The organism is Hymenobacter jeollabukensis (assembly GCF_005771675.1).
GTDB lineage: Bacteria > Bacteroidota > Bacteroidia > Cytophagales > Hymenobacteraceae > Solirubrum > Solirubrum jeollabukense.
In genome coordinates this window covers 192,187-218,871 of the sequence record NZ_VAJM01000004.1, presented here as the reverse complement: position 1 = coordinate 218,871, position 26,685 = coordinate 192,187, and the positions used below count along the sequence as shown (strand labels likewise).

Here is a 26,685-nt window from a genome sequence, read left to right as displayed (position 1 = left end):
CCGCCTAAAAGAAGCCCAGCTTCTGTTGGCTGTAGCTGATGAGCATGTTCTTGGTCTGGCGGTAGTGGCTGAGCATCATCTTGTGATTCTCGCGGCCGAAACCGGAGGACTTGTAGCCACCGAAGGGCGCACCGGCGGGGTAGTCGTGGTAGCAGTTGACCCACACGCGGCCGGCCTGGATGGCGCGGGGCACCTGGTACAGCTCGTGGGCGTCGCGGCTCCACACGCCGGCCCCGAGGCCGTAGAGCGTGTCGTTGGCCAGCTCGATGGCTTCCTCGGTGGTTTTGAACGTGGTGACGGATACCACCGGGCCGAAGATTTCCTCCTGGAAGATGCGCATCTTGTTGTGGCCACGGAACACGGTGGGCTGGATGTAGTAGCCCTCGCCCAGCGCGCCGTCTTCCTGTTGGTAGGCGTCGCCGCCGGTCAGCACTTCGGCCCCTTCGGCCTTGCCGATTTCCAGGTAGCTCAGGATTTTCTCGAACTGGTCGTTCGAGGCCTGGGCGCCCATCATGGTTTCCTTGTCGAGCGGGTTGCCGAGCTTGATGGCCTTCACGCGCTCAATCACGCGCTCCATGAACTCGTCGTAGATGTCCTCGTGCACCAGCATACGCGAGGGGCAGGTGCAGATTTCGCCCTGATTCAGGGCAAACATCACCGCGCCTTCGATGGCCTTGTCGAGGAAGTCGTCGTCGGCATCGAGCACCGATTTGAAGAAGATGTTCGGCGACTTGCCGCCCAGCTCCATGGTCACCGGAATCAGGTTTTCAGCGGCGTACTGCATGATGAGGCGGCCCGTCGTGGTTTCGCCCGTAAACGACACCTTCTGCACCCGCGGCGAGGAAGCCAGCGGCTTGCCCGCTTCCAGCCCGAAGCCGTTGACCACGTTTACCACCCCGGCCGGCAGCAGGTCGCCGATAAGCTCCATCAGAATCATAATCGAGGCGGGCGTCTGCTCGGCGGGCTTCATCACCACGGTGCAGCCGGCGGCCAGGGCCGGGGCCAGCTTCCAGGTGGCCATCAGCAGCGGGAAGTTCCAGGGGATAATCTGCCCGACCACGCCCAGCGGCTCCTGAATGTTCAACGACACGGTACTGGCGTTCAGCTCGGTAGCGGAGCCTTCCTCGGCCCGGATGACGCTGGCGAAGTAGCGGAAGTGGTCGATGACCAGCGGCAGGTCGGCATTGAGCGTCTCGCGGATGGCCTTGCCGTTTTCCACCGTTTCCACGGCGGCCAGGGCTTCCAGGTTTTCCTCGATGCGGTTGGCAATTTTGTTCAGAATGTTGCTGCGCTCGGTCGCGGAAGTGTTTTTCCAGGTCTGGAAGGCCTCGTGCGCGGCGTCGAGGGCCAGCTCAATGTCTTCCTTGGTCGAGCGGGCCACCTTGGTAAAGGCCTTGCCGTCGATGGGCGAAGGGTTGTCGAAGTACTGCCCTTTCACCGGCGCCACCCACTTGCCGCCGATAAAATTGTCGTAGTGGTCCTTGAACTGGGGGCGGGCGACGAGCGTGGTGGTTCTTTCGAGCGTTTCCATGCGGATGGGAATAGTTGTGGTTTTTGGGTAGCCCAATCTCCCCCTATTCTGCGCCGAACTGCTGCACTATTGTCGCAACAACCTTACCGATTGTCGCAAGTTGGTGAGGACTCGCTCACCGCTTGGCTTTGAATGAAACCAGAAGCGGTTGAGCGCCTATATTGCGGAGCTTGAACGAAAGAAACGTGTCATGCTGAGCTTGTCGAAGCATCTCTACCGCTTCGTCCGCAACGATTCAACGAAGCGGTAGAGATGCTTCGACAAGCTCAGCATGACGTTCAACGCGTTTCTAACGACGGCTCAGACGTAGCCTTGTAACCTTGCCCAAAACCAGGCAGCCTGCCGCTGAGTTGTTTATCTTTAGGTAGTACCCCGCTCCTCGTTTCTGGCTTTGCCCCCCGCCCCATGAGCCACCATCTGCTGCCCACGCCCATTGCCCTGCGCCGCGAGGCCGACCTCACCACGCTGGTCGAAAACCGCACGGTGTACTCGCTCAACGCCTTTGAGCTGAACATCTTCGAGACGCACCAGCAGGCCGCCCGGGTGCCCTTGAGCATGGGCGCACTGGTGCTGACCACCATGCTGCGCGGCAAAAAGGTGATGCACTTGCCCGGCCGCGAGGCTTTCGATTACCTGCCGGGCGAATCGGTTATCGTGGGCGAGCAGCAGACCATGGTCATCGACTTCCCGGAGGCCGACGCCGAAAACCCCACCCAGTGCCTCGCGGTGGCTATTCCGGCCGATACCATCCGCGGCACCATCGACATGCTGAACGAGCGGTACCCGCGGGTGGAAGCCCACACGCCCTGGCAGCTCGACGACGAAACCTACGCCCACCTGCACAACACGCCGGAGCTGACGGGCACGTTGGAGCGCATCATTCGCGTCTCGCAGGAAGACACGGCGGCCAAGGACGTGCTGGCCGGCTTCACTTTGCAGGAGCTGCTGGTGCGCCTGATGCAGACCCAGGCCCGCAAGCTCATCTTCGATAACTATGCCCAGCATTTGACCGCGCACCGCTTCGCCCACGTGGTGCAGTTCATCCGGCGCAACCTGGCCGAGCCGCTGCCGGTGGACAAGCTCAGCGAAATGGCCTGCATGAGCAAGGCCACGTTTTTCCGCCTGTTCAAGCGCGAATTCGGCCTCACTCCTGTGGAATACATCATTCAGGAGCGGCTGAAGGAGGCCAAGCGCCTGCTGCGCCAGCCGCTGAGCACCGTGGCCGAAGTGTGCTACCGCACGGGCTTCAACAACCCGGCCTACTTCCAGAAGCTGTTTCGCAAGCACGAGGGCCTCACGCCGGGCCTCTACAAAAAGCAGCAAACGGCTCTGGGCTAAATCGGGGCTAGCTTTGCGGCATGGCCGACGACCTCGAAACCCAGATTTACAGCTTATCCGACCGGCAGAAAGCCGTGTTTGCCGGCCTGATTTGTGAGCGGCTGCTGCCCCAGTACGAGGCGTTCTGTCAGGTCGAGAACTGGGGCAGCCCGGCCGTATATGAGCGCGGCGTGGAGCTGCTCTACAACTCCGGCTTGGGCGAGTTTCACGCCGCGGAAGCCACCGCGCTGCTGGAAAAGCTGGATTTCGTCACGCCGGGCCTGCAGGAGTTTCGCGGCCCGCTGACCGCCTACGCGCTGGATGCCTGCATCAGCCTGCACGAGGCGCTGCAGTTTCTGGCCGACAAGCAGGAAAGCCACATCAGTCACTGCGCCACCGCCACGCTCGACAGCGTGGAAATGTTCGTGCAGGAATACCGGCAGCTCAACCCCGACCAGCGCGGCTTCGAGGCTGCCGTGGCTGCCGACCCCTTCATGCAGGCCGAAACCGCCCGGCAGCACCGCCTGCTCGACGCTCTGCTCAGCATCCACGAGTTTGACGCGGCTAGCATCCACCAGCTGCGGCGGCTCAACGGCAGCGGCAGCATCGTGGATTTGACGCGATTACCGGAATAAGGTCGTCATCCTTCATCTGGCGTACGTCGCAGCCGAAGGATCTTGCTCGAACCCTGCACCGCCGCGGCCTACGAAGTGCCGGCGCTTCTCCGTGTAATATAAAAACGCAGCCACCGCACCCGACGATGGGGCGTTGGTGGCTGCGCTTTTCAGTTCGTGCAAGGTGCGAGGAAGGTCCTTGACTACGTCGACCTTCGGTTCGCTCTGCTCAGGATGACGTTCTTTTTTCGCTTGCTGCCTGCCTTACTGCACCACGCTGTAGGGGGCGTCGGCCAGGGCTTTTTTGGCTTCGTGCAGCTCCACGCCGAGGATTTCGTGGATGTTGACGCGCATGCGGTGGGCCATCTGGGCCAGGGGCAGGTCGTTGCTGTCGCGGCCGAAGGGGTCTTCGATTTCGTCGCCAATCATTTCCACGCCCAGCAGCGCGTAGGCCCCGAACATGGTGATGGGAATCATGAAGAAGCCGTAGGTGGTGATGAGCACCCAGGGCATGACCAGCAGAAATACCGAGATGAAGCCCTTGATGAAGTAGCTGTAGGAGAAGGGAATGGGGGTGCGCTGAATCCGCTCGCAGGCGCCGCACACGTCGAGCAGGGCCTCGTGGTGGCGCTGAATGGTGATGAGGTGAGTGGGCAGAATCAGCTCCTCGCGCAGCAGCAGCTCGTAGAACTCCTGCAGCAGCGCGGCCAGCAGGGAAGGCACGTGGCCCGACTGGCGCAGCTTGTCCATCAGGTTGCCGGGCAGGTCTTCGAGCTGCTCGAAGCGCACGCCCTCGCGCAGGTGGCCTTCCAGCGCGATGGGGAAGTTCGACAAGAGCTTGGCCAGGTGGTAGCGGTGACTCTGGTCGGCCGCGGGCAGGCGGGCGTGCAGCAGCACGGCCAGGTTGCGGCAGTTGTTGGTGAGCTGCCCCCACACCCGGCGGCCTTCCCAGAACCGGTCGTAGGCGGAGTTGGTGCGGAAGGCCAGCAGCAGGCTCAGCAGAATGCCCAGCAGCGAGAAATACTGCGGATCGATGGTAACTTTCAGGTGGCTCAGCGGGTAGCCGATGACGGCCACGGCGCTGCTGTAAAGCCCCAGCAGCATCACCCGCTGGAGCAGCTTCTGGATGATGGGCGACTGGCGCAGGTGGCGGAAGGCCTCCCACCAGTCGGCGGATTTGTAAACAATCATGGCAGCCGAATCGGAGTGGCCGGGTTGGACGACCACGCGGCAAAGCTACTGCGCGCAACCCTACCTCCCAGCCTGCCGCTGCGGCTTTAGCCCGCCTCGTAGCTGATGCCGGCCACTTCCACCACTTCCTCCTGCGGACCGAGACGCAGCGCCACCTGCTGGCCCAGCCGGGCCCCGAGCACGGCCCGCGCAATGGGCGCCACGAAGGCCACCCTGCCCTCGGCCACCGAAGCCTCATCGACGCCCACGATGGTGAAGTGCCGCTCGGCCGCTGCTTTGCCGCCAGGCTTCTCACTGCCGACGGGCCGCAGCGTGACGGTGGCGCCGAAGCGCACTTCGTCGGCGGGCTGCTGGCGCGGGTCGACCACGCGGGCGCTGGCAATGCGGGCAGTGAGCTGGCTGAGCTGGCCGTTGAGCAAACTCAGCTGCCGGGTGCGGTCGGTGTCGTTGGCGCGGTCGGCCTCGGCCTGGCCGCGGGTGGCTTCCAGGGCCGCCAGCTCCTCGCGCAGCTGCTCCAGGCCACGGGGCGTCACGTAGTTGGGCGTATTGGGCGGCAGGGCGGCGCGGGGCGGAATGATGGGCGGCGCCTGCGAATCGTCTTCTTTTACAAATCCTCGGCTCATGGCTACACAAACGCAGCCGGACGGCGCCGGTTTACGCTGCGAGTGGGACAACCTGTTGGTTATGTCGCCCTGTCGCTCGGAGTGAAACACTATTCCTAAAAAAGAACGGGAGTGTTCCACAAGCTGGAACACTCCCGTTCTTTTTTAGGAATAGTGTTCCAGTTTGCGGAACACTCCCGCATCATTCGAGCTATAGTGTTCCAGTTTGTGGAACACCATACGATTTCAAAAATCCGCCACAGGCTACGGCCAATGCTATGCGCTACGACCTCGGCACGTACTGCTCCAGCAAGCCCACGATGCGCTGGGCCCGGGCCGTGTCGTTGGTGTCGGCGGCGGCCTGGTAGAGGCGGCTGAGCATGACGGCATTCGCCTGGATTTCGCGCTCGAACCGGGCTGGCTCGTGCGAACCGTAGTAGGCCAGGTTCTGCTGGGCGCGGTTGGTGAGCAAGTCCATCAGGCGCTGGGCGCGCGGAGCTTCGCCGGCAGCCGCCAGCGGGGCTACGAGGTCGGCGGTGCTGTAGTCGAAGGGCACCGTGTCGTCGGGCATCACGCGCAGGCAGCGGTCCACCACCTGCTTGGCTTTGGCGAGGTTGCCGTCGTGGTAATAGGCCTGGGCCAAGCGGGCAAACTCCTCGCGGTAGGCCCCCACCACGCGCCGCTGCGACTCGTCGTAGTGCACGCGCGGGTTGGCCAGGTTGCGGTAGCTGAATTTGCGCATCAAGGAGTCGAAGAGCAGCTCGCGGGCCACGTAGCCGATTTCGCCGCGCTGCTCGGCCTGGGGGGCGGGGTTTTGCAACGGCAGCACGCGGTAGGCTAGGCCTTCGAGCTGCATGTAGGGCTCCAGCCCGGCGTATTCGCTCGGCGACATGTAGGCCGAGAAGTACACTGGCCGCTGCCAGTTGTTCTGGGCCAGGATGTCGAGCAGGGCCAATTCTTTTTTCTCCAGGTAGCCTCCGGCGCCGGCCTGCCACTGCATGCGGGCCGTGAGCTGCCCGCGACGCTCGGCGGGCACGAGGCCGGTGCGGCGCACGGCGGCCGTGTCTACATCCAGGTAAAACTGGCGCGTAGGATACGACAGCAGCGTGCGCCCGCCCTGCGTCTGCACCTGCAGCAGCGGCGAGTTTTGCCGCACCAGCTGCACGAATTGCCGGGCGTCGACGGCCGCCACGGCCGCGTTGGGCACCAGCGGCAGGTAGTCGTTGGTGCCCTGGGTATAGTCGGGGTGGCGCAACGTCATCGGCAGCGCGGCCGAGGCGCCCATGCGCTGCTGCATCTGGTCGATGTACCAGTCCGTGTTCAGGTACGGCGACACGGCAATGCGCACGTCTGGGCGGAAGCCTTCGACCTGCTGGGCGTACCAGAGCGGAAAGGTGTCGTTGTCGCCGGCGGTGACGAGCAGCGCGTTCGGGGCCACGCTGTTGAGCAGGTTATGGGCCCAATCCAGGGCCAGGGTGCGCTCCGAGCGGTTGTGGTCGTCCCAGCCCTCGGTGGCCATCAGCACGGGCACCGCCAGGCCCAGGGCCGCGACGGCGGCCACGCGCAGGCGCTCCTGCCGCAGCACGGCGCGCAGGGCCGCGTGCAGGCCCAGCACGCCGAGGCCCATCCAGATGGCAAAGGCGTAAAACGATCCGACGAAGGTGTAATCCCGCTCGCGCGGCTCCAGCGGCGGCTGGTTCAGGTACAGCACGATGGCCGCGCCGGTCAGGCCGAAGAGCAGGGCCACCACGGCGGCATTGCGCCCGTCGCGGCGCAGCTGGAAGACGAGGCCCACGAGGCCCAGCAGCAGCGGCAGGGCGAAGTAGTTGTTGCGGGCGCGGTTGTCGGCCAGTTGCGCGGGCAGGCCGTTTTTTGTCTCGGTGGGCCAGAGCACGCCCGCCTGCTGCACGTCGGAGTCGCGGCCCACGAAGTTCCAGAGGAAGTAGCGCCCGTACATGTGGCCGAGCTGGTAGCGCACGAGGAAGCCGAGGTTATCGGCCATGGTGGGGCGCTGCCCGGGCTGCACGTCGGTCCACTTCTGGTACTCACGCAGGTGGCCGGGCTGGGTGCTATAGAGGCGGGGCAGCAGCATCTTGTCTTCGGCGGCGTACTCGCTCACCAGCTTCTGCTCCACCACTTCGTAACGGCCATTGCGGCGCTCGTAGCGCGGGGCGCCGTCGGTCTGGGCCACCGGCTGGGCGTTGAACTGCGGGCCGTAGAACAGCGGCCGGTCGCCGTACTGCTCGCGCTTCAGGTAGCTCACGAACGACAGCACGTCCTCAGGGTTGTTTTCGTCGATGAGCGGGTTGAAGCCCGAGCGGATGGGCACGATGAGGTAGGTGGTGTAGCCGATCAGCACGAAAGTGAGGCTGAGCAGGCTGGTGTGCAGCAGGCGCTGCTGCCGCCGCGTCGCCGTGCGCAGCCCGTAAGCCAGTCCGCCAGCCAGCAGCAGCCCGAACAGTACCACGCCGGAGTTGAACGGCAGCCCCAGCGCGTTGACGCAGAAGATTTCCAGCGTGCCCGCCACTGAAGGCAGCCCGGGAATGACGCCCAGCAGAATCGTGAGCACGGCGGCGCCGCTGCCGGCCAGCGTCAGCAGCAGGCCCCGGCCGGTGGGCGCGGCCGTGCGGCGGTAATAGTAAATCAGCCCCAGCGCGGGCAAGGCCAGCAAATTCAGCAAGTGTACCCCGATGCTCAGCCCAATGACGTAGGCAATCAGCACCAGCCACTTATCCGAATCGTACTCGTCGGCGCGCTGCTCCCATTGCAGCATCAGCCACAGCACCAGCGCCGTGCCCAGGCTCGACAGGGCGTACACCTCGGCCTCCACGGCGTTGAACCAGAACGAATCGGAAAAGGCAAAGGCCAGCGCGCCTACGGCCCCGGCGCTCAGGATGAGCGCCGCCTGGCTGCCCGCGGGTTCCTGGACGCGGTTGGCGGCACCCAGCACCAGCCGGCGGGCCAGCAGCGTGATGCTCCCGAACAGCAGCAGCACGGTTAAGGCGCTGCTCAGGGCCGAAAGCAGGTTGACGAGCACCGGCACCTGGCTGGCTGCGCCGAAGCTCAGCAGCGAGGCCAGCCGGCCCAGCAGCAGGAAGGTGGGCGCGCCGGGCGGGTGCGGCACCTGCAGCTTGTCGGCGCTGGCAATGAACTCGCCGCAGTCCCAGAAGCTCACGGTGGGCTCCAGGGTGAGGCAGTAGGTGGCCATGGCCGTGGCAAAAATCAGGGCGCCGGTCAGGGTGTGAAGTCGGGAATAGGAGTAGCGCATGGGCTGAAGCAAGGATGGACGTCCGGGGGCGTCAGATGCCGGGGTGCGGACAAGGGTTGCCTGGCGGGCTGCCACCTCACTGAAATTTCCGGCCAACCATCCGCCACGAAATGCGGTTTACCGCAGGCCGCCTTCTTCCCTACTTGCTCTCTTACTCATGGAAAAAGCGCCGCACGCCGCGGAATCACCCGAATCAACTCCTGCTTCTCATTCTTCTCCCCTACCCCCCGCCCTGGTCTGGCTGATGTCCGTGACCTGCGCGCTGGTGGTGGCCAACATCTACTACAACCAGCCGCTGCTGGGTGAAATCGGGCGCACTTTCGGCAAAACCGAAAGCCAGGCCAGCTTGGTGGCCACCGTCACGCAGCTGGGCTACACGCTGTGCATGCTGCTGGTGGTGCCCCTCGGCGATAAGCTCGAACGCAAGGGCCTCATCCTGGTCATGCAGCTCGGCGCGGCCTTGTGCATGGCCGCGGCGGCCTGGGCGCCTTCGTTTGGGGTCTTGCTCGGGGCCAGCCTGCTCATCGGGGTGTGCTCGGCGGTGCCGCAGCTGCTGCTGCCCATGGCCGCGCACCTGGCCCCGCCCGCCGACCGGGGCCGCATCGTGGGCCAGATCATGAGCGGGCTGCTCATCGGCATTCTGCTCTCGCGCACCGTCAGCGGCTACGTGGGGGCGCACCTGGGCTGGCGCACGGTGTTCGGCGGCGGCGCGGCCGTGATGGTGCTGCTGGGCGCCGTGCTGGCCTGGCGCCTGCCCCGCGACCAGCCCGCCTTCCGCGGTACCTACGCTTCGCTGATGACTTCGCTGCTCACCCTGGCCCGCACCTTGCCGCTGCTGCGCCGCTCGGCGCTGATCGGTGGATTTATGTTCGCCGGCTTCAGCGTGTTCTGGACCACCCTCGTCTTTCTGCTCGAAGGCCCGCCCTTTCACTACGGCGCCGACGTCGCGGGCTTTTTCGGCCTGATTGGGGCCGTGGGGGCTCTGGCCGCGCCCCTGGCCGGCCGCACCGCCGACACCCGCGGCTCCGATTTTGCCATTCGCATCGGCGTGGGGCTGGCGGTGCTGGCCTACGGCATCCTGTTTTTAGGCAACACCGCCCTGGCCGCGCTGGTGGTGGGCGTCATCCTGCTTGATGTGGGCGTGCAAGCCACGCATATTGCCAACCAGACCCGCATTTTCGCCCTGATTCCCGAAGCCCGCAGCCGCCTCAACACCGTCTACATGACCGCCTACTTCATTGGCGGGGCCCTGGGCTCATTAGTGGGCGGCTGGGCCTGGACGCACGCCCGCTGGCCCGGCGTATGCGCCGCCGGCCTGGGCTTCGTGGCGCTGGCTTTCTTGGTGAGTCGGTTTTACGGCCGGGCGAAGGAGGCAGAGGGCACCGGAGAAAGAACGTCATCCTGAGCGCAGCGAAGGAACTTCCTCGCACCCTGCACCAACTGCAAAGCGCAGCCACCAACGCCCTACTATTTGGGCCGCAGTGGCTGCGCTTCGGCATTATCTAAAAAGCGTCAACACTTCGTAGGTTGCGGCGGTGCAGGGTGCGAGGAAGGTCCTTCGCTGCGCTCAGGATGACGTTCTGTTTTAAGTCTCAATACTACCCCGCCAGCCGGCGCATGCACTCCTGCAGGCTCAGGCGCCAGTGCGGTATGCTGATGCCCAGCTGGTTTTTGGCCTTGGTCTTGTCTAGCACCGAGTAGGCCGGGCGGGTGGCCCGGGTCGGGTATTCGGCGGTGCGGATGGGCACCACGCGCGTGAGCAGCCCGGCCAGCTCGAAAATGGCCACTGCGAAGTCGTACCACGAGGTGACGCCCTCGTTGCTGTAGTGGTAGAGGCCGTAGTTCGGGCTTTCCGTCTCGATGATGTGCAGCAGCACCGCGGCCAGGTCGATGGCGTAGGTGGGCGTGCCCGCCTGGTCCCAGATAACGCGCATTTCGGCCCGCTCGCGGCCGAAGCGCAGCATGGTCTTCACGAAGTTGCCGGCAAATTCGGAGTACAGCCAGCTGGTGCGCAGGATGAAATACTTATCCGTGTGGGCCGCAATAACCTGCTCGCCCTCCAGCTTGGTGAGGCCATAGGCGCTGATGGGCACGGTTTCGTCGGTTTCGAGCAGGGGCTGGTTGCCCGCGCCGGCAAACACGAAATCGGTGGACACGTGCAGCAGCGTGGTGCCAAACTCGGCGCACAGCCGGGCCAGGTTTTCCACACCGTCCCGGTTGACGCGGCGGGCAATGTCCACTTCGTCCTCGGCCTTGTCGACGGCCGTGTAGGCGGCGCAGTTGATGCAGTATTGTGGTTGGTATTGCGCAAACGCGGCCCGCAGACCTTCCGGGTTCAAAATGTTGGCCTGCTCCTCGGCCAGCATGACTAGGCGGCCGGTCATGTTTCGCTCGGCTGCCACGTGCGCCAAGCATTGCCCCAATTGCCCGGAGGCGCCAAAAACCAAAATACTGCTGCTCATATCGAAGCGCCTACGCGTTTATCAGCCGCGAAAATAGCGCGTTTCGCCGGTTACCGGACCGCCCTCCGGCCAAACCAGGCCCGCCAGCCATCATCCGCAGGCCACCCGCGGAGCCGCGCCGCTTAGCCTGCGGCCGTGTTATTCTTGTTGGCAATGGGCCGAAACTGCCGCTCCCGGGGCTGCTTTTCGGTGAGGTAGCGCCAGTAGCGCTTGGGCATGTGGCGCCGGTGCAGCTTAACGTTTTTGCGCTCGGGGATGTTGACGTGGTCGAAATACGCCTGCCAAAGCACCTGAAACAGCGGCTCCCGCTCGTCGAGCACGGCGGCCGATACGGCGCTGCCCCCGGCTGCCACCGCCTCCACGGCCCGGTCGAAGCTCACCACGTCGGTGCGCTGCAGGTCGTAGTAGAGGCCGTAGCGGCGGCGCCGGTCGAAGATCAGCCAGCGCTGGTCGGCGTAGCGCTTGGTGAAGTGCTCGGCAATGAGCGGCAGCACGTCGAAATCGGGCTCGATACTGGCGTGAAACAGCCCGTCCTGGGTCCGTTCGAAGCGCACGAAGGCCTCCATGCGGTGCTTTTCGCGAAACAGCTGCTTGTTGATTTCGGCCACCGTGCGCACCGTGTCGTCGGCGAAGTTTTCGCTGATATCCTGCCCCGCGGCCTGAATAGCCAACTGTACGTAGCGGAAGATGAGCAGCTCCCGGTCGGGCCGTTCCGATAAAAACGTTTTGTAGAGGTTGGTGCGCGCCTCGCCCGGCATGTGCCGCAGCAGGCCCTCCCACACGCGCCGGGCCTGCGCCTCGTCGGTGGGCACTGAGTGGGTTTCGCTGAACAACCCGCCCTGAGCCGCGCCTTCCGGCGCAATGGCCTCGGGCCAGCGGCGCAGCTGCCAGCAGGTGAGCAGCACCGACAGCAGCCCGTCGAACGAGCCGTCGTAGGTAAAGCGGGCCGCCGCATCGAAGCCCAGCGGCAGCGCCCCGCCCGCCCGCAGCGAGGTGACGGACGGCTGAGCCGGCAGCCCGGGGGCGCGGCGGGCCAGGGAAGTAGGGCGCGGCTTTTTCACGGTGATAAATCGAACTGATAGGGCGGGCGAAACAATGCATAGCGCATCGTTCGCGTCGTGGCGCGAACTTGTAGTCCGCGTATTCAGAGCGCCCCCGCCGGTTAGCTGTCAACGACAATCGTCCAGGATCCGCGAGCTGAAAGTTCGCGCTGTGACGCGTACGACGCGAAAATGGATGCTACGCGGCTTCGGCGGGGCGCTGCTGGGCGGCCAGCTGCTCGCGGCGGGCCTGCAGCTGCTGGCGCACGATAGGCAGCAGCTCCGACAGCTTGCAGCAGCAGGCCATACGGGCCACTTTGTCGGCTTCGTCGAGCGTGGGGCCGAGGGGCAGCGCGGGCTGGGTGTGGTGCAGAATAGTCATGGCGGTGTCGAGAGAGGAGAGGTTGCTAGGGTTGGTCGGGTAGTCAGCCGGCCTGGCGAAACAAATCGAGCTGGGGCGACACGAGGTCGGGGGCGGTGACGATGGTGGGCTCGGGGGCGAAGAGGTCGAGCTGGCGCTTCACCAGGGCCGAGCGGGTGCTGCCGTCGCCGTAGAGGATTTTGCGGCGCACGGTCTGCTCGTCGTACTCGCGCTTTTCCAGGGCCATGCCGCGGCAGGTGATGAAGTAGCGCGCCCGGCGCAGCACCACCCCGAACTTGTGCAGGTGGTCGAGGGTGAGCGGGGCGAAGCGGCGGGCGGCCACGATGCGCTTGGCGGATTTCATGCCCACGCCCGGCACGCGCAGAATCAGCTCGTAGTCGGCCGTGTTCACGTCGACCGGGAACACGTGGCGGTGGCGCAGGGCCCAGGCCAGCTTCGGGTCGATTTCCAGGTCGAGGTGCGGGTGCGCCGGGTCGAGGATTTCGTCCGCGTCGAAGCCGTAGAAGCGCATCAGCCAGTCCGACTGGTAAAGGCGGTGCTCCCGCATCAGCGGGGGCTGCACCACCTGCGGCAGGCGCTGGTCGCCCGACACGGGCACGTAGCCGGAGTAGTACACGCGCTTCAAGCCGTAGCCCTTGTAGAGGCTGTCGGTGAGCTGAATGATCTGGTGGTCGGTTTCGGGCGAGGCACCCACGACGAGCTGCGTGGTCTGGCCGGCCGGGGCAAACTGCGGGGCTTTCTTGAACAGCTCCCGCTCCTCGCGGCTGGCGGCCACCTTGCTCTGAATCTGGCCCATCGGCGTCAGAATCTCGGCGTAGTTCTTCTCCGGCGCCAGGGCCTGCAAGCTCAGCTCCGAGGGCAGTTCGATATTGACGCTCAGGCGGTCGGCGTAGAGGCCGGCTTCCTGAATCAGCTCCTCAGAGGCGCCGGGAATAGTCTTGAGGTGGATATAGCCGTTGAAACGCTCCTCGGTGCGCAGCTTTTTGCAGATGCGCACCAGCCGCTCCATGGTGTAATCGGGCGAGGAGAAGATGCCGCTGCTCAGAAACAGGCCCTCAATGTAGTTGCGGCGGTAGAAGTTCATGGTCAAATCCACCACTTCCTCCACCGTGAAGGCGGCGCGCTTCACGTCGTTGGACTTGCGCGACACGCAGTAGGCGCAGTCGAAAATGCAGTGGTTGGTGAGCAGAATTTTCAGCAGCGACACGCAGCGGCCGTCCTCGGTGTAGGAGTGGCAGATGCCCATGCCCTCGGCGTTGCCCAGGCCCTTGTCCACGTTTTTACGCTTGCCGCCGCTGCTCGAGCAGGAGGCATCGTACTTGGCGGCGTCGGCCAAAATGCTTAGCTTTTCTATGATTCGCTCGTTCATCGAGGGGCTGCGCTTCGAAGTGTAAAGAACCAGAAAAACGCCTCATTGCGCAACTCAGTTCCAGTTTTTTTGGGACTAATTTTTTTAGACACAACCTCAGCGTAATACGCCGCACAACCGCGCCGACCGGGGCTTTCGTATCTTCGTTGGCAACGCCCGGGGCCCGGGCGGTGTTTGATTGCTGTGCTTACCCGTCTGCCGCGCTACTTTCTATCCTTACTCGTTCCGGTGCTGGCCCTGGCGTCGGCGGGCCCGGCCGTAGCCCAGCAGCAGCCCGCCGTGCGCGACACGGTACGCCGCCCCGCCAGCGCACCCGTCGACTCGCTGCGCCGCGGCTTCGACCAGCAGCGCTTCCTCGGCGGGCTGAAGGCTTACACCAAGCGCAAAACCATCCTGGGCAAGGCAGCTTCGGCCATTTTCAACTTCACCGAGCGCCGCGAGGAGCAGGGCGGCCTCGACGCCACGTTGCTCGACCGGCAGTACGACCGGCACAACTACAAGGTGGTGCGCCGCGTCGACGTGAAGACGCTCGACGCGTTCGGCTTCAACATCAACGACTCGACCCGGGTGCCGCGCAACATCCTGGAAAAGGGCGGCAACGCGCTGCACATCAAGACGGCCCGGCGCAAAATCCGCAAGCTGCTCTTGTTCCGGCCCGGCCAGGAGCTGAAGCCCCAATCCTTGGCCGAAACCGAGCGTCTGCTGCGCCAGACCAACTTTATCCTCGACGCGCGGGTGGTGGTGAATGAAAAGACCTCCACCAAGGACAGCGTCGACATCAAGGTCATTACCAAGGACGTGTTCAGCATCAGCGCGGGCCTGCAGATCCGCGACGTGGGCGCGGGCCTGCTCACCCTGCGCGACAAGAACTTCCTGGCCCGCGGCCACGACTTCCGCAACCGCCTCGACTACGGCCTCTCGAACCCGCAGGGCTGGCAGTACGAGGGCAGCTACACCGTGCCGCTGCGCAACTACCTGGGCGTGCAGGCCCGCTACCGCAATCAGTGGCAGTACGAGGAAGCCGGGGCTTCGCTGTACCGCGGCTTCGTGTCGGTGAACACGCGCTACGCCTACGCCCTGAACGTGACGCGCTTCAACCAGGGCATTCAGCGTACCTTCCCGGAGGACGGCACGATTCCGGAGTTCGACCCGATGGGCTACACCGTGGCCGATGCCTGGGTGGGCCGCGCCTTTCAGCCCCGCTCCTACGATTTGGGCTACGAAAACCCGGCCCGCGTCATCGTGGCCACCCGCGCCATCCGCACCGACTACTACCGCCGCCCCGACCCGACGTTTCAGAGCAGCAACACGGCCCTGTTCAGCCTGGGCTACAGCGTGCGCCGCTACTACAAGGACCGCTACCTGTTCGGCTTCGGCCGCACCGAGGACGTGCCCACGGGCTCCCTGCTCACCTTCACCAGCGGCTACGACGTGAATCCCACGGGCGGGCGCTCCTATTTCGCCGGGCGGGTGGCGCTGGCCGGCTTCAACCCGCTGCACGGCTACCTCTACGTCAACGGCGAGTACGGGCGCTTTTACCGCTACGGGCGCTGGCAGGAGGGCGCTTTTTCCAGCGAAATCCTGGCCTTCACCCGCCTCTATCACACCGGCAACTGGCAGTGGCGCCACTTCTTCTGGAACCGCAGCATCATCGGCATCGGCCGGCAGCGCTCCGATCTGGCCCTGAGCATTGCCGGCGACCGGGGCCTGCGCGGCATGAGCGACGACGGCATTCTGCGCGGCACCTCGCGCTTCGTGCTCAACTACGAGGCCAACGTGTTTACGCCGGTGTCGTTTCTGGGCTTCCGGGTGGCCGGCATTGCCTGGGCCGATGCGGCCTGGCTGAGCACCAACGGCAGCCCCTCGCCCTTCCAGGGCAAGCCCTACACCGGCTTCGGCCTGGGCGTGCGCCTGCGCAACGAATACCTGGCCGTCAACACCATTCAGCTGCTGTTCGGCTTCTACCCCCAGGGCATCGACGACGGCAAGGGCACCCGCCTCTACCAGACCTCGCGCACCATCTACCGCTTCAACGACTTCAGCTTCGGCCAGCCCAGCATCGTGCGCTACGACTCGGGGCTGTAGCAAGTGGTGAAGTTGCGAAGTGGTGAAATGGTGAAGTTGTAAGTTGAAGAACCGTCATGTCGAGCGAAGTCGAGACATCTCGCGGGCTTCGTTGAACGACTGAAAAGGCCGTCATGCTCATCTAGCGTCCGCTTGTCGAAGCATCTCTACCGCTTCGCCAGATAGAAATTAATACCCAACATCAGCGGCAGAGGTGCTTCGCGGGGCTCAGCAGGCCGTATAGTAACAGGCGAGGTACCCCGGCGGCGCTTGGCGCATCTGCCCTTCACTTCTCGCCTCCGTAACTCCTAAACTCAAAAGCTCCCACCTTTGCAGCCGCGTCAGCCCAATGAGCGCATTGTTCGTTGCTCATTGATAATTGCTCACTGCCCCTCCCCTGCCCATGAACCTTGGCGACTATAACGACCTGGAAGTAGCCCGCTTCGTCGAATTCGGTATTTACCTGACTTCCGACGACGGCGACATTCTCATGCCCGACCGCTACGTGCCGGCCGGCGTGCGCGTGGGCGACATGGTGCGCGCCTTCGTGTACCGCGACTCCGAGGACCGCCTCATCGCCACCACCGAAACGCCGCTGGCCAAGGTCAATGAGTTTGCCGTACTCAAGGTTACCTCAGCCACCTCGCTGGGCGCCTTCCTCGACTGGGGCCTGCTCAAGGACCTGCTGCTGCCCTTGCGCAACCAGCCCAAGCGCGTGCACGTGGGCGACCTGGTGCTGGTCTACATCTACCTCGACGAAACTTCCGACCGCCTCGTTGCTACCGCCAAGTGGGAGCGGTTCACCGACCGCAACCCGCTGCTGGAGCCCGGTACCGCCGTGCCGCTGCTGGTGGCCGGGCAGAGCGAGCTGGGCTACGCTGTGCTCGTCGACGGGCGCTACCAGGGGATGCTGTTCCGCAACGAGGTGTTTCGCCCGCTCAGCATCGGTGACCAGCTGACCGGCTACGTGCGCCAGGTGCGCGAGGACGGCAAGGTGGACGTGAGCCTGCAGCGCCAGGGCTACGACGAAGCCCTGGCCGCCGCCGACGAGCTGGTGCGCTACCTGCGCAAAGCCGGCGGCAAGCTGCCCATCACCGACAAAACCGACCCGGAGGAAATCTACCGCCGCGTGGGCATGAGCAAAAAGGTGTTCAAAAAAGCCCTCGGCACCCTCTACCGCCGCGGGCAGGTGGAGCTGCACCCCGACTCTACGCGCCTCATCGACGACGCCGAGTAACGCGCCGGCGCCGGTTTAGCGGAGCGCAAGCGTTGCCCGCCAGCTCAGCCGAACCTTCGGGCGCTTCTCCCGTTGGGGAAACCGTCAACTCCTTCCTGACCGTTTGCCAGACATGGACCCCACTTCGTCGGCGCCCCAGAAAGTCGCCCTCATTGCCGGCGCCAGCGGCCTCGTGGGCAGCCAGCTGCTGCCCCTGCTGCTGAGCTGCGGCCGTTACACCAAAGTCATCAGCGTGGGGCGCCGGCCGCTGCCCTTGATGCACCCGCTGCTGGTGCAGCGCACCGTCGATTTCGACCACCTCGAAGACCACCGACTTTCGCTGATTGCCGACGACGTGTTCTGCTGCCTGGGCACCACCATGCGGCAGGCCGGCTCGAAAGAGGCTTTTTACAAAGTCGACTACCTCTACGTGGTGAAGCTGGCCGCCCTCACGGCCGCCAATTTCGCCGCGCAGTTCATGGTTGTGTCGGCCATGGGCGCCGATGCCCATTCGAGCTTCTACTACAACCGCGTGAAAGGCGACATGGAAGCCAGCGTGCGGCAGGCCCCGTTCCGGGCCGTCCATATCTTCCGGCCCTCGCTGCTGCTGGGTGCACGCCCCGAAAAGCGCCTGGGCGAACAAATCGGGGCGGTGCTGCTGAAGCTGGTGAGCCCGCTGCTGCTGGGGCCGCTGCGGCGCTACCGGGCCGTGCCGGCCCAAACGGTGGCCCAGGCCATGCTCAACACCGCCTACCAGGACGGCGGCGGCGTGCGCGTGCACCTGTCCGATGAAATTCAGGCGGGCGTCTCGCCCTCGGCCTGAATTGCACTCGAATCCGTAAGTTTGGCCTCTGACAACTCCGAAAACAAACTTAGCGACTACAATTTTGCACTCATTCATGAAAAAGCCTTTTCTCTTTCTCTTACTCCTGACGCTGGCTCTCGGAATCGGACAAGTTTCGGCGCAGACCAAGAAAACCAGCACTAAGTCCGGCAAGTCGTCGGGTAAGGGCGGTGGGAGCAGCAAAGGCGGCGGCGGCGCGGGCTACACCACCGGCATCGGTCTGCGCGGGGGCGGTTTTGCCTCGGGCCTCACCGTCAAGCACTTCTTCAATCCCGGCAAGGGCGCGGCCGTCGAAGGCCTCGTGACCACCGAGTACCTGGGCCGCGGGGCCCGGTTCACCCTGCTGCTGGAAAAGCACTGGACCATCCTGCCCGACGTGAAAAACCTGCAGTGGTACCTCGGCGCGGGCCTGCACGCCGGCGCCTACCGTGGCCGCTACTACTACGTGGTGGAGTACCGCCGCAAAAAGCACGACCGGTACTACTACGCCTACTACACCGACGACCAGGTGTACCCCGTCTTCGGCGCCGACTTCGTGCTGGGCCTGGAATACAAGATTCCCGACCTGCCGCTGGTCATCAGCGCCGACTACAAGCCCTACTTCGACGTATACCGCGGCAACAGCGCCGTGTACCAGGATGCGGCCGTGAGCGTACGCTTCAGCTTCTAAGGCGTTTTCCGGTTGATTGTTGGCTTGCTAGCAGGGACGCATACGTGCGTCTTGCCGTCGAACGAAATCAGCCGCGCCCGTTGACTTCCCCAAAACGCACGAGGCCCCGCCGGATGATCCGGCGGGGCCTCGTGGCTTACAGGGGCGGCGGCAGAACGAAGCTACCAGCGGCGGCCGTGCCCGTGGCCGTAGTAGCGCGGGCCGTAGTAGGGTCGCGGGGCGGGGCGGTAGTACGGCCGGGCCCGGTAGTACGGGCGCGGCGTGACGATGACCGGGGCCGGCCGCACGATGACGGGCGGCGGGGGCGGCCCCACCACGTAACCGGACGAAACGCAGCTGGTCAGCAGGCCGCCAACGGCCACGGCTCCAGCCAGCACAAAGGTTTTCAGCAGATTAGGCATGTATCAGAAGCGCCGGAGCGCGGGTTAGTTCTGCATTATTAGACGTAACCCACCCACGCAAGTTTAATGCCGGCTCGGCCGCGGGCTGATTTTTCAACTCCAGCCTACAGCGGCAGGCGCACCCAGGTATCGGTGGCGCCGCCGAAGATGCCGAAGCCGGGCGCCACGTTGGAGTACAGCGGCGTGGGCTCGGCGAAGGGGTTGCCGTCGTTGTTGCTGTACTGCACGTAGCTGTTGTAGAAGAGGTACAGGTCGCGGGTGAGGTGAGTGAGCGTGACCTGCAGATACTGCGCCGGCGGGTTGGGCTGCCCGCTGCCGCTGTAGAACGTCACGTTGGCTGAGAAGCTGAGGCGCTGCCCGTTCACGTTAGCGTCGCTGAAGGGATACAGCTCGTAGGAGGAGCGCGGGTCGGAGAGGCGGTAAGTGGGCACGGCCACGCCGGTGTCGTCCTCGTCGCTGAGGTTGAGGTAGCCCGTGCGCTGCCCGCTGGCATCCACGACCTGGGCCGTCACTAGGTAGTAGTCGTTGCTACCGCCGGGCTCGTCGAAGGCCACGGTGACGCGGGCGCGGGTCTGGCCGCTGTTGCTGCTCAGCGGGGTTTTGGTCACGTCCACGGCCACGGGCGCGGGCAGGGTCAGCTGGCTTTCGGCCGGCTCGATGCCCGGCACCGTGGTGCGCACCCGGTAGGTCTGCCCGGGCCGGAACTGGTAGCGCAGCGTGGGGCGGTACTGGCCCTGATTGTAATAGCCACCGCCCGGATACGGCGAAGGCGCCGCCGCAATGGGCCGGTAGCGCTCCACTACCGCGCCGGCCGCGTCGCGCACCTCCACGGTGGCATCGGTGCGGCCCTGCAGGGGCGTCAGGTCGTAGAGGCGCTGGCTCACGCTCACGAAGGGCAGGCGGCCCAGGTAGTTCTGGCGCATCACCGAGTCGGTGGCGGCCAGGTTGTCGAGCGTCAGCACCATGGCCACGCGGGGCGTGTGCTCCGGCTCGGGCACGTCGATGGCCGTGTCGCAGGCCGCGAGCAGGGCCGGCAGCAGCAGGGCGGCGGGCCGGGTTTCCCGCAGAAAATCAGACTGAATGAACGTCATGGCAGAATCGGATTAGAAGCGGAAGCTCTTGCTGAAGGACGGCAGAATGGGGAACAGGCTGATCTGGCGGTAGCTCGGCTTTTTGGTTTGCCCGGTGTAGGTGTTCTGGTAGCCTGGGTCGAAGTAGAGGAAGTAGGGGTTGCGGCGGTTGTAGGCGTTGTACACGGAGAAGCTGTTCACGATTTCGCCCCACTTCTTCTTCTTGGTCTGGCTCAGGTCCAGGTCGAGGCGCTGGTAGGCGCGCATGCGGTAGGAGTTGCGCGAGCCGTAGTCGTCGAACTGGTAGAAATCGGGTCCGAGCGTGTAGCTGCCGCGCGAGAGCGTGACGGCGTTGCCGGTGCCGTAGACGAAGGTGCCCGACAGCCGCAGCGTGGGCGACAGTTGGTGAATGACCACCAGCGTCGCGTCGTGGCGCCGGTCGTACTTGTAGGGGTAGATCTGGCCCTGGTTCAGCTCGGCGAAGCGGCGGCGGCTCCAGGCCAGGGTGTAGCCCACCCAGCCGGTGGTGCGCCCCGATTTCTTCTGCACAAACACCTCCGCCCCGTAGGCCCAGCCCTGCCCGCTGGTCACTTTGTCTTCCCAGTTGCTGTCGGTGGTGCCCAGGAAGCTCGCGCCCTCGCGGTACTCGATCAGGCGCTGCATGGGCTTGTAGTAGGTTTCCAGGCTCACTTCGTAGTCCTCGTCCTTGAAGCGCACGTTGCGGGCCGCGCCCAGGGCCACCTGCTGGGCTTTCTGGGGCTTCACCTTGGGCGTGGCCGGCACCCACAGGTCGGTAGGCAGACCGATGCCCGAGTTGGCCAGCAGGTGAATGTACTGGGTAGTGCGGGCGTACGAGGCTTTCAGCGACCAGTCCTCCGTGAGCAGGTAGCGGGCGGCTAGGCGGGGCTCCACCGAGGGGTAGAGCTTGCCGCGCACCAAAAAGCTGTTGAGGCGCAGGCCGCCGTTGACCTTCAGCCGCTCCGTCACTTTGTAGTCGTCCTCGGCGTAGAGGCTCATTTCCTGGGCCTGGGTGCGCGAGCCGATTTTGAAGTTGATGTTGCTGTTCGGGTCGTTCGACTTGGCCTGGGCCGCGCCGGGCCGGAACTGGTGCCAGATGTACTGCCCGCCGAAGCGGATGTAGTGGTCGGGCAGCGGCACGTAGTCGAAGTCCGACTTCAGCGACCAGTCGCGGATGTTGGAGAGGTACTTCAGCGAGTACTTGTCGGTGCGCAGCGTGCCGTTGTCGCGGCGCCGCTCCTCCTGCTCGATACCCACGTCGAACTGGTAGCGGCTGAACGTGAGGTGGGTGTTGACGAACAGCCGGTCGTTGACGAGGTGGTTCCAGCGCAGGGCCGAAGTCAGGTTGCCCCAGCCCAGGCCGTCCTTCATCTTCGAGTACTCGTCCGAGCTGCCGCGCTTGTCCATCATGCGGGCGTAGAACTTGTCGCGGCCGGTGTAGGCGCTCAAATACAGCCGGTCGCGCGGGCCCAGCTTCCAGTTCACCTTCGCGTTCAGGTCGTGGAAGAAGTAGCCGACGGTGGGCCGCTCGTCCGATGGAATGCCCTCGGCGGCCATGGCCAGGCTGATGAGCGGGCGGGCCAGCACATCGATGTAGGTGCGCCGGGCCGAGATGATAAAGGAGGCCGTGTCCTTTTTGATGGGCCCTTCCAGCGTCACGCGGGAGGCAATCAGCCCGATGCCGCCCTCGCCGTGAAACTCCTGCATGTTGCCCTCCTTCATGCTCATGTCGAGCACCGAGGAGAGGCGGCCGCCGTAGCGGGCCGGGAAGCCGCCCTTCACCAGCTCCACGTTGTTGAGCGCGTCGGCGTTGAACACCGAGAAGAAGCCGAACAGGTGGGAGGCGTTGTAGACGGGCGTGCCGTCGAGCAGAATCAGGTTCTGGTCGGGCGAGCCGCCGCGCACGTAGAGGCCGTTCTGGCCCTCGCCGCCGCTCTGCACGCCGGGCAGCAGCTGCAGCACCTTCAGCACGTCCCGCTCGCCGAACAGGGCCGGTATGGCCTTCATCTGGCTGATCGGAATGTTCATGGTGCCCATGCGGGTGGTGCGCGCAATCTGCTCCTCGCGCGTACCCACGATTTCCACCGATTGCAGCTCGCTGCTGGCCGGCTGCAGCCGGATGTCGAGCTGCTGGCTTTTGTCGAGGCGCACCGGGCGCAGCTGGCGCTGGTAGCCCAGGTAAGAGGTCAGCAGGCGGGTGGTGTCGCCGGTGGCGGGCAGCGTGAGCGAGAAGAACCCGTAGGTATTGGTAGCGGTGCCCTGGCCCGAGCCCGGGTGCACCACGGCCACGCCGATGAGGTTTTCGCCGGTGCGAGCGTCGCGCACGTAACCGCTGAAGGTGACGCGGGCCGGAGCGGGCTGCTGGGCCACGGCCGCAGCCGCGGGCAGGCCGCCGAGCACGGCGGCCAATGCGCCGGCGCGTAAAGAGAAATGCATAGAACTATAAATTGAGGGAGAGGGAGCAGGCAAAATCCCGGCAAGCTACCACATTCGGCCGCAGCATAGTGCAGCAAATGCCGGGCTTCGGGAGCAGGCGTACCTGTCGGCAAGAGCCAGCTGGCGGCGGATTGGTTGGATAATCAGCGGAAAAAATAAAACCCCGCCGCCCGGATGCGGGCGGCGGGGTTCAAAACGCACGGAACGGGCGGATTATTTTCGGCCGGCGGCGTAATCCGCGTTCAGGCGCTTGAGCACGATGTTGGTGATGTCGAGGCCGGGGCGGGCGTAGGCGATGCTGCCGTTGCCGGACACCAGGATAAGGTCGTAGCCATTTTCCTTGCCGTAGACTTCCAGCAGCTTATTGACCTTGGTGAGCACGCTGCTGGTCATCTTGGCTTCTTCTTCCTGGGCCTGCTGCTGCAGTTGCTGCTGCTGCTGGGCCACTTGCTGCTCCTGCTGCTGCAGGCGCTGCTCGGCGGTGGCGCGCTGCTCGTCGGTCATGCTGGGGGCCATTTTCTGGTAGCTCTGCACGGCATTCTGCAGGCTTTGCACGGCGGCGCGGTGCTTCTGCTCCCACACGGCGGCCTTTTTCTCGAAGGCGCGGCGGGCATCCTGCAGGCCCTTGTAGCTGTCGAGCAGCTTGGTCGATTCCACGTAGGCTACCTTGCGCACGTTGTCTTCCGTGGCGGCCGGGGCGGACGCGGCGGGCTGGGCGGCTTCTTCAGCAGCCGGCGCTTCGTCGGCGTCAGCGGCCGAGTCGGGAGCCGTCATGGGCGGCGGGGCGGTGGCGGTGTTGGCCACGGCCGGCGCAGGAGCCGCGGGCTTGCTGGCAAAGTGCAGGTAGAACAGCACCCCGACGGCAAGCAGCAGGACGACGTTGAGGGCGAGTTGGAGCGGGGAGTTTTTCATGCGGGCGGAACGCGACAAAAGCGGGCCTGGCATGGCCCGATTCGGCAAAGATGCGCTGAATTGGCAAAAGCTACGCTGACGGCCGCCAGTCAGCATAAAAATCACGGTTTCGCTTACGCCCCGGCAATTCAAAGCCGGCCAAGCCCGGCTGCAGCGCCACTGATTGAACTATAAACAAATTATCCTATATTAATCCAAGCCACACCGAGCCGATTCCCACACTTGCTGGCTGTGCGCTCCAGCCCCTTTTCCGCAACCAAGCCCATGAAACACCTCTCCCCCCTGTTACTGGCCGGCGGACTACTGCTGCCCCTGATGGCCCCAGCCCAGCAGAAAAAACGCCCGGCCGCCGCCCCGCCCAAGCGCTACAGCATCGAGCAGTTCATGACCACCACCCGCCTCAGCGGCCGGGCCTTCTCGCCCGACGAAGAGCAGGTGCTCTACTCCTCGAACCAGACGGGCATCTTCAACCTCTACACCGTGCCCGTCACGGGCGGCGCGGCCACGCCGCTGAGCGCCTCTACCAAGGAAAGCCTCTACGCCGTCACGTATTTGCCCGACGGGCGCATCCTCTACCGCCACGACCAGGGCGGCGACGAAAATTTCCACCTCTACCTGCGCGAAGCTGATGGTACGGAGCGCGACCTGACGCCGGGGACCAAGCTGCGGGCCGAATTCCTGGCCTGGCGCCGCGACAACAAGGCGTTTTACGTCCTCTCGAATGAGCGCGACCCGAAGTTCATGGACGTGTACCGCTACGCCGTGCCCGGGCTACAGCGCACCCTGTTGTTCAGAAATGAGCAGGGCTTCGACCCGGCGGCCGTTTCGGACGACGAGCGGTGGGTGGCCCTGCAGAAAACCGCCACCACGCTGGATTCGGACGTGTTTCTCTACAACGTGGCCTCGAAGGAACTGAAAGCGGTGAGCCAGCACCAGGGCAGCGTGAGCAACGTGCCGATGGCCTTCGACCCCAGCAACCGCTACCTCTACGCCACCACCGACGACGGGGCCGAGTTCAGCTACGTGGTGCGCTACCCGCTCAGCGGCGGCCCGCGCCAGACGGTGGAGCAGGCCAAATGGGACGCGGTATACACCGCCTTTTCGCGCACCGGGCAGTACCGCCTGACCATGTTCAACGAGGACGGCCGCACCAGCATCCGCCTCTACGACGCCATCAGCGGCAAGCCCGTGGAGCTGCCGGCCCCGCCCAGCGGCACCATCAGCGGGGTGAGCTTCTCCCCGTCCGACATGCTGCTGGCCTACTACGTCAACGGCGACCGGACCCCGTCGGACCTGTACGTCTACAACTTCGCCACCCGGCGCACCACCCGCCTCACGCAGACGCTCAACCCCGCCATCAGCGCCGATGATTTGGTCGATACCAAAACCATCCGCTACAAGTCGTTCGACGGGCTGGAAATTCCGGCCCTGCTCTACACCCCGCAGGGCGCCCGGCCCGGCAAAACCAAGCTACCGGCGGTGGTGGAAGTGCACGGCGGGCCCGGTGGGCAGTCGACGCCCAACTACTTCCCGCTGGCCCAGTACCTGGCCAACAACGGCTACGTGGTGCTGCGCGTGAACAACCGCGGCTCCTCGGGCTACGGCAAGACCTTCTTCGCCGCCGACGACCGGAAGCACGGCCGCGAGCCGCTCTGGGACTGCCTGGCCGCCAAGAAGTACCTCGCCTCGCTCGGCTACGTCGATACCACGCGGGTAGCCATCCTGGGCGGCTCCTACGGCGGCTACATGACGCTGTCTGCTCTCACTTTCGCCCCGCAGCGCTTCGCCGCCGGCGTCGACATCTTCGGCGTGTCGAACTGGGTGCGCACGCTGCAGAATATTCCGCCCTACTGGGAGTCGTTCCGGCAGGCCTTGTACCAGGAAATCGGCGACCCGACCACCGAGCTGGACCGCCTGAAGGCCACCTCGCCCCTGTTCCACGCCGACAAGATCGAGCGGCCCCTGCTGGTCATTCAGGGCGCCAACGACCCGCGCGTCATCAAGCCCGAGTCGGACGACATCGTGGCGGCGGTGAAGAAAAAGGGCGGGGCCGTGGAGTACGTGGTGTTCGAGGACGAGGGCCACGGCTTCGCCAAGCGCGCCAACGAGCAGCGGGCCTACGAGTCGACGCTGAATTTCCTCAACAAGTACCTGCAGCCCGCCAACTAAAGGCCGTGGCCCGACCCGCTGGCTTCATCCGGCCTCTGCCTCGTGAAACCGGCCGATCGGGCTACGGTCCATGTCACCCTTAAGGCGCCCTAACGCTTTACCAGATCGGTCAGGGCAATGACGTATTCGCGGGTGGCGGCGTCGTAACGGATGCGGTACTGCGTGGGGTAGTACTTGCCGGCGGCCTCGTAGGTCTGCGGCTGCTTGACCGGGGCCGCGAAATTGACGCTGGTGGTGAGCAGCGCCTTGGTGAACATGGGCTCCAGGAAGGTGACGTGGCCGTCGTAGGTGCCGTAAATGAAGGTGCTGCTGAAGCTGCCGCCGGGCTGGTATTCGGGGCTGGTTGGGTCCACCCAATGGCGGCCCATCATGGGCACGGTGCGACCGGGGGCGTTGTTGGGCGGCGTGATGTAGCCGGCCGGCAGCATGGTGGTGGCCGGGAAAATGTCGCCCCGCGGGTCGTCGAGGGTGATGCTGTGCTGGGCGCTCATCGACTGCATATAGAAGTGCGCGTCGAAGTGCGGCGTGGTGTAGACCCCGGCCGGTTCGTGGCCCTGCGGGTTCCAGTCGAAGCTGACGTGGTCGAAGGGCGTCTGGGTGGCGGCGGCGGGCAGGGGCAGGTCGTACATGGTGCCCGTGACGGGCGTGGCCGGCAGCCCGGTCAGCCCGGCCTCGGTCAGCCGAATACCGACTTCGGCCGCCTGGCCGCTGGCGTCGGTGGTCACGTAGGCGCGGGCCGAGCCGCCGCCCACGGTTACCGCCGCTCCGTACGTGGTGGCCGGCTGGCTGGTCGTGTTGTTGTCGTCGTCGTCGCAGCCCGTAAGCAGGCCTAGGCCGACAAGGGCCAGGGTGGCCAGCCGCAGGCTGGCCGGGGAAACGGGAGTGATTATCTTTTTCATGCGCAGCGAATGGGGAAATGGCCTGGAAAAGGATAGGCCGATGCCGAAGCAAGGTGGGGCATTTCCCAGCGGCATCCAAAGCCAAATCATCACATAAACATGTGAAATACAGCAAATTAATTATCACCAACCTCCTATTGTATGACATCACCCATACCAGCACGGGAACGACGGCCCCTGGCGGCCACCCGGCCATTCATACCGCCCTGC

At 64.8% G+C, this 26,685-nt stretch carries 21 protein-coding genes; 8 read left to right on the top strand and 13 right to left on the bottom strand.

Features of this window, described 5'->3' with window-relative positions:
- Window positions 1–4: 4 nt before the first annotated feature.
- Entirely contained in the window at window positions 5–1,531 is a 1,527-nt protein-coding gene (locus FDY95_RS10995; protein ID WP_138077719.1) for an aldehyde dehydrogenase family protein, read from the bottom strand.
- 405 nt (window positions 1,532–1,936) lie between these two features.
- On the opposite strand from FDY95_RS10995, the gene FDY95_RS10990 reads away from it, so the two are divergent.
- Together FDY95_RS10990 and FDY95_RS10985 are read left to right on the top strand one after the other, a co-directional pair.
- Entirely contained in the window at window positions 1,937–2,869 is a 933-nt protein-coding gene (locus tag FDY95_RS10990) for an AraC family transcriptional regulator (RefSeq protein ID WP_138077717.1), read from the top strand.
- Window positions 2,870–2,889: 20 nt separating this feature from the next.
- Complete coding sequence (locus tag FDY95_RS10985; RefSeq protein WP_138077715.1) at window positions 2,890–3,483, top strand: DUF416 family protein; 594 nt, start codon at window positions 2,890–2,892, stop codon at window positions 3,481–3,483.
- A gap of 243 nt (window positions 3,484–3,726) precedes the next feature.
- Here the strand turns inward: FDY95_RS10985 and FDY95_RS10980 are convergent, their stop codons facing one another.
- From FDY95_RS10980 to FDY95_RS10970, 3 genes are all read right to left on the bottom strand, one after another.
- Window positions 3,727–4,653 carry a bestrophin family protein gene (locus FDY95_RS10980; RefSeq protein ID WP_138077713.1) on the bottom strand — a complete coding sequence of 309 codons (927 nt, stop codon included), beginning with the start codon at window positions 4,651–4,653 and terminating at the stop codon, window positions 3,727–3,729.
- Window positions 4,654–4,739: 86 nt separating this feature from the next.
- A complete protein-coding gene (locus FDY95_RS10975) occupies window positions 4,740–5,276 on the bottom strand; it encodes a GreA/GreB family elongation factor (protein WP_138077711.1) in 537 nt (178 codons plus the stop codon).
- Between the two features lie 262 nt (window positions 5,277–5,538).
- Window positions 5,539–8,523 (bottom strand): glycosyltransferase family 117 protein, encoded by a 2,985-nt coding sequence (locus FDY95_RS10970; RefSeq protein WP_138077709.1) that lies wholly within the window; start codon window positions 8,521–8,523, stop codon window positions 5,539–5,541.
- A gap of 244 nt (window positions 8,524–8,767) precedes the next feature.
- On the opposite strand from FDY95_RS10970, the gene FDY95_RS10965 reads away from it, so the two are divergent.
- Window positions 8,768–9,928, top strand: coding sequence for an MFS transporter (locus tag FDY95_RS10965; RefSeq protein WP_246073995.1), 1,161 nt, complete (start codon window positions 8,768–8,770; stop codon window positions 9,926–9,928).
- A gap of 193 nt (window positions 9,929–10,121) precedes the next feature.
- Here FDY95_RS10965 and rfbD read toward each other — a convergent pair whose 3' ends face one another.
- From rfbD to FDY95_RS10945, 4 genes are all read right to left on the bottom strand, one after another.
- Window positions 10,122–10,985 carry a dTDP-4-dehydrorhamnose reductase gene (gene rfbD, locus FDY95_RS10960; RefSeq protein WP_138077705.1) on the bottom strand — a complete coding sequence of 288 codons (864 nt, stop codon included), beginning with the start codon at window positions 10,983–10,985 and terminating at the stop codon, window positions 10,122–10,124.
- 122 nt (window positions 10,986–11,107) lie between these two features.
- Window positions 11,108–12,046 carry a TIGR03915 family putative DNA repair protein gene (locus FDY95_RS10955; protein ID WP_246073993.1) on the bottom strand — a complete coding sequence of 313 codons (939 nt, stop codon included), beginning with the start codon at window positions 12,044–12,046 and terminating at the stop codon, window positions 11,108–11,110.
- 178 nt (window positions 12,047–12,224) lie between these two features.
- The gene (locus FDY95_RS10950; RefSeq protein ID WP_138077703.1) at window positions 12,225–12,407 is read right to left on the bottom strand and encodes a hypothetical protein; all 183 of its coding nucleotides are present in this window, start codon (window positions 12,405–12,407) and stop codon (window positions 12,225–12,227) included.
- A gap of 43 nt (window positions 12,408–12,450) precedes the next feature.
- On the bottom strand, window positions 12,451–13,776 hold the full coding sequence (locus FDY95_RS10945) for a putative DNA modification/repair radical SAM protein (protein ID WP_138077701.1): 1,326 nt from the start codon (window positions 13,774–13,776) through the stop codon (window positions 12,451–12,453).
- Between the two features lie 183 nt (window positions 13,777–13,959).
- Between FDY95_RS10945 and FDY95_RS10940 the strand changes: the two genes are divergently transcribed.
- The 4 genes from FDY95_RS10940 to FDY95_RS10925 all read left to right on the top strand — a co-directional run bounded on the left by FDY95_RS10940 (window position 13,960) and on the right by FDY95_RS10925 (window position 18,570).
- Window positions 13,960–15,861, top strand: coding sequence for a BamA/TamA family outer membrane protein (locus tag FDY95_RS10940; protein WP_138077699.1), 1,902 nt, complete (start codon window positions 13,960–13,962; stop codon window positions 15,859–15,861).
- Window positions 15,862–16,243: 382 nt separating this feature from the next.
- Window positions 16,244–17,077, top strand: coding sequence for a CvfB family protein (locus tag FDY95_RS10935; protein WP_138077697.1), 834 nt, complete (start codon window positions 16,244–16,246; stop codon window positions 17,075–17,077).
- Between the two features lie 112 nt (window positions 17,078–17,189).
- A complete protein-coding gene (locus FDY95_RS10930) occupies window positions 17,190–17,879 on the top strand; it encodes a Rossmann-fold NAD(P)-binding domain-containing protein (protein WP_138077695.1) in 690 nt (229 codons plus the stop codon).
- 76 nt (window positions 17,880–17,955) lie between these two features.
- Window positions 17,956–18,570: a hypothetical protein gene (locus tag FDY95_RS10925; RefSeq protein ID WP_138077693.1), complete on the top strand. Its 615-nt coding sequence runs from the start codon at window positions 17,956–17,958 to the stop codon at window positions 18,568–18,570.
- Window positions 18,571–18,731: 161 nt separating this feature from the next.
- On the opposite strand, the gene FDY95_RS10920 is transcribed toward FDY95_RS10925, so the two are convergent.
- The 4 genes from FDY95_RS10920 to FDY95_RS10905 form a co-directional block, all read right to left on the bottom strand.
- Window positions 18,732–18,971, bottom strand: coding sequence for a hypothetical protein (locus tag FDY95_RS10920; RefSeq protein WP_212744888.1), 240 nt, complete (start codon window positions 18,969–18,971; stop codon window positions 18,732–18,734).
- A gap of 104 nt (window positions 18,972–19,075) precedes the next feature.
- A complete protein-coding gene (locus FDY95_RS10915) occupies window positions 19,076–20,062 on the bottom strand; it encodes a DUF4249 domain-containing protein (RefSeq protein WP_138077691.1) in 987 nt (328 codons plus the stop codon).
- Window positions 20,063–20,074: 12 nt separating this feature from the next.
- The gene (locus FDY95_RS10910; RefSeq protein ID WP_138077689.1) at window positions 20,075–22,495 is read right to left on the bottom strand and encodes a TonB-dependent receptor; all 2,421 of its coding nucleotides are present in this window, start codon (window positions 22,493–22,495) and stop codon (window positions 20,075–20,077) included.
- A gap of 213 nt (window positions 22,496–22,708) precedes the next feature.
- Complete coding sequence (locus tag FDY95_RS10905; RefSeq protein ID WP_171025640.1) at window positions 22,709–23,407, bottom strand: OmpH family outer membrane protein; 699 nt, start codon at window positions 23,405–23,407, stop codon at window positions 22,709–22,711.
- 264 nt (window positions 23,408–23,671) lie between these two features.
- Between FDY95_RS10905 and FDY95_RS10900 the strand changes: the two genes are divergently transcribed.
- A complete protein-coding gene (locus FDY95_RS10900) occupies window positions 23,672–25,576 on the top strand; it encodes an alpha/beta hydrolase family protein (RefSeq protein ID WP_138077685.1) in 1,905 nt (634 codons plus the stop codon).
- An 89-nt stretch (window positions 25,577–25,665) separates the two neighbouring features.
- Here FDY95_RS10900 and FDY95_RS10895 read toward each other — a convergent pair whose 3' ends face one another.
- Entirely contained in the window at window positions 25,666–26,475 is an 810-nt protein-coding gene (locus FDY95_RS10895; RefSeq protein ID WP_138077683.1) for a DUF5602 domain-containing protein, read from the bottom strand.
- Window positions 26,476–26,685: the final 210 nt, after the last annotated feature.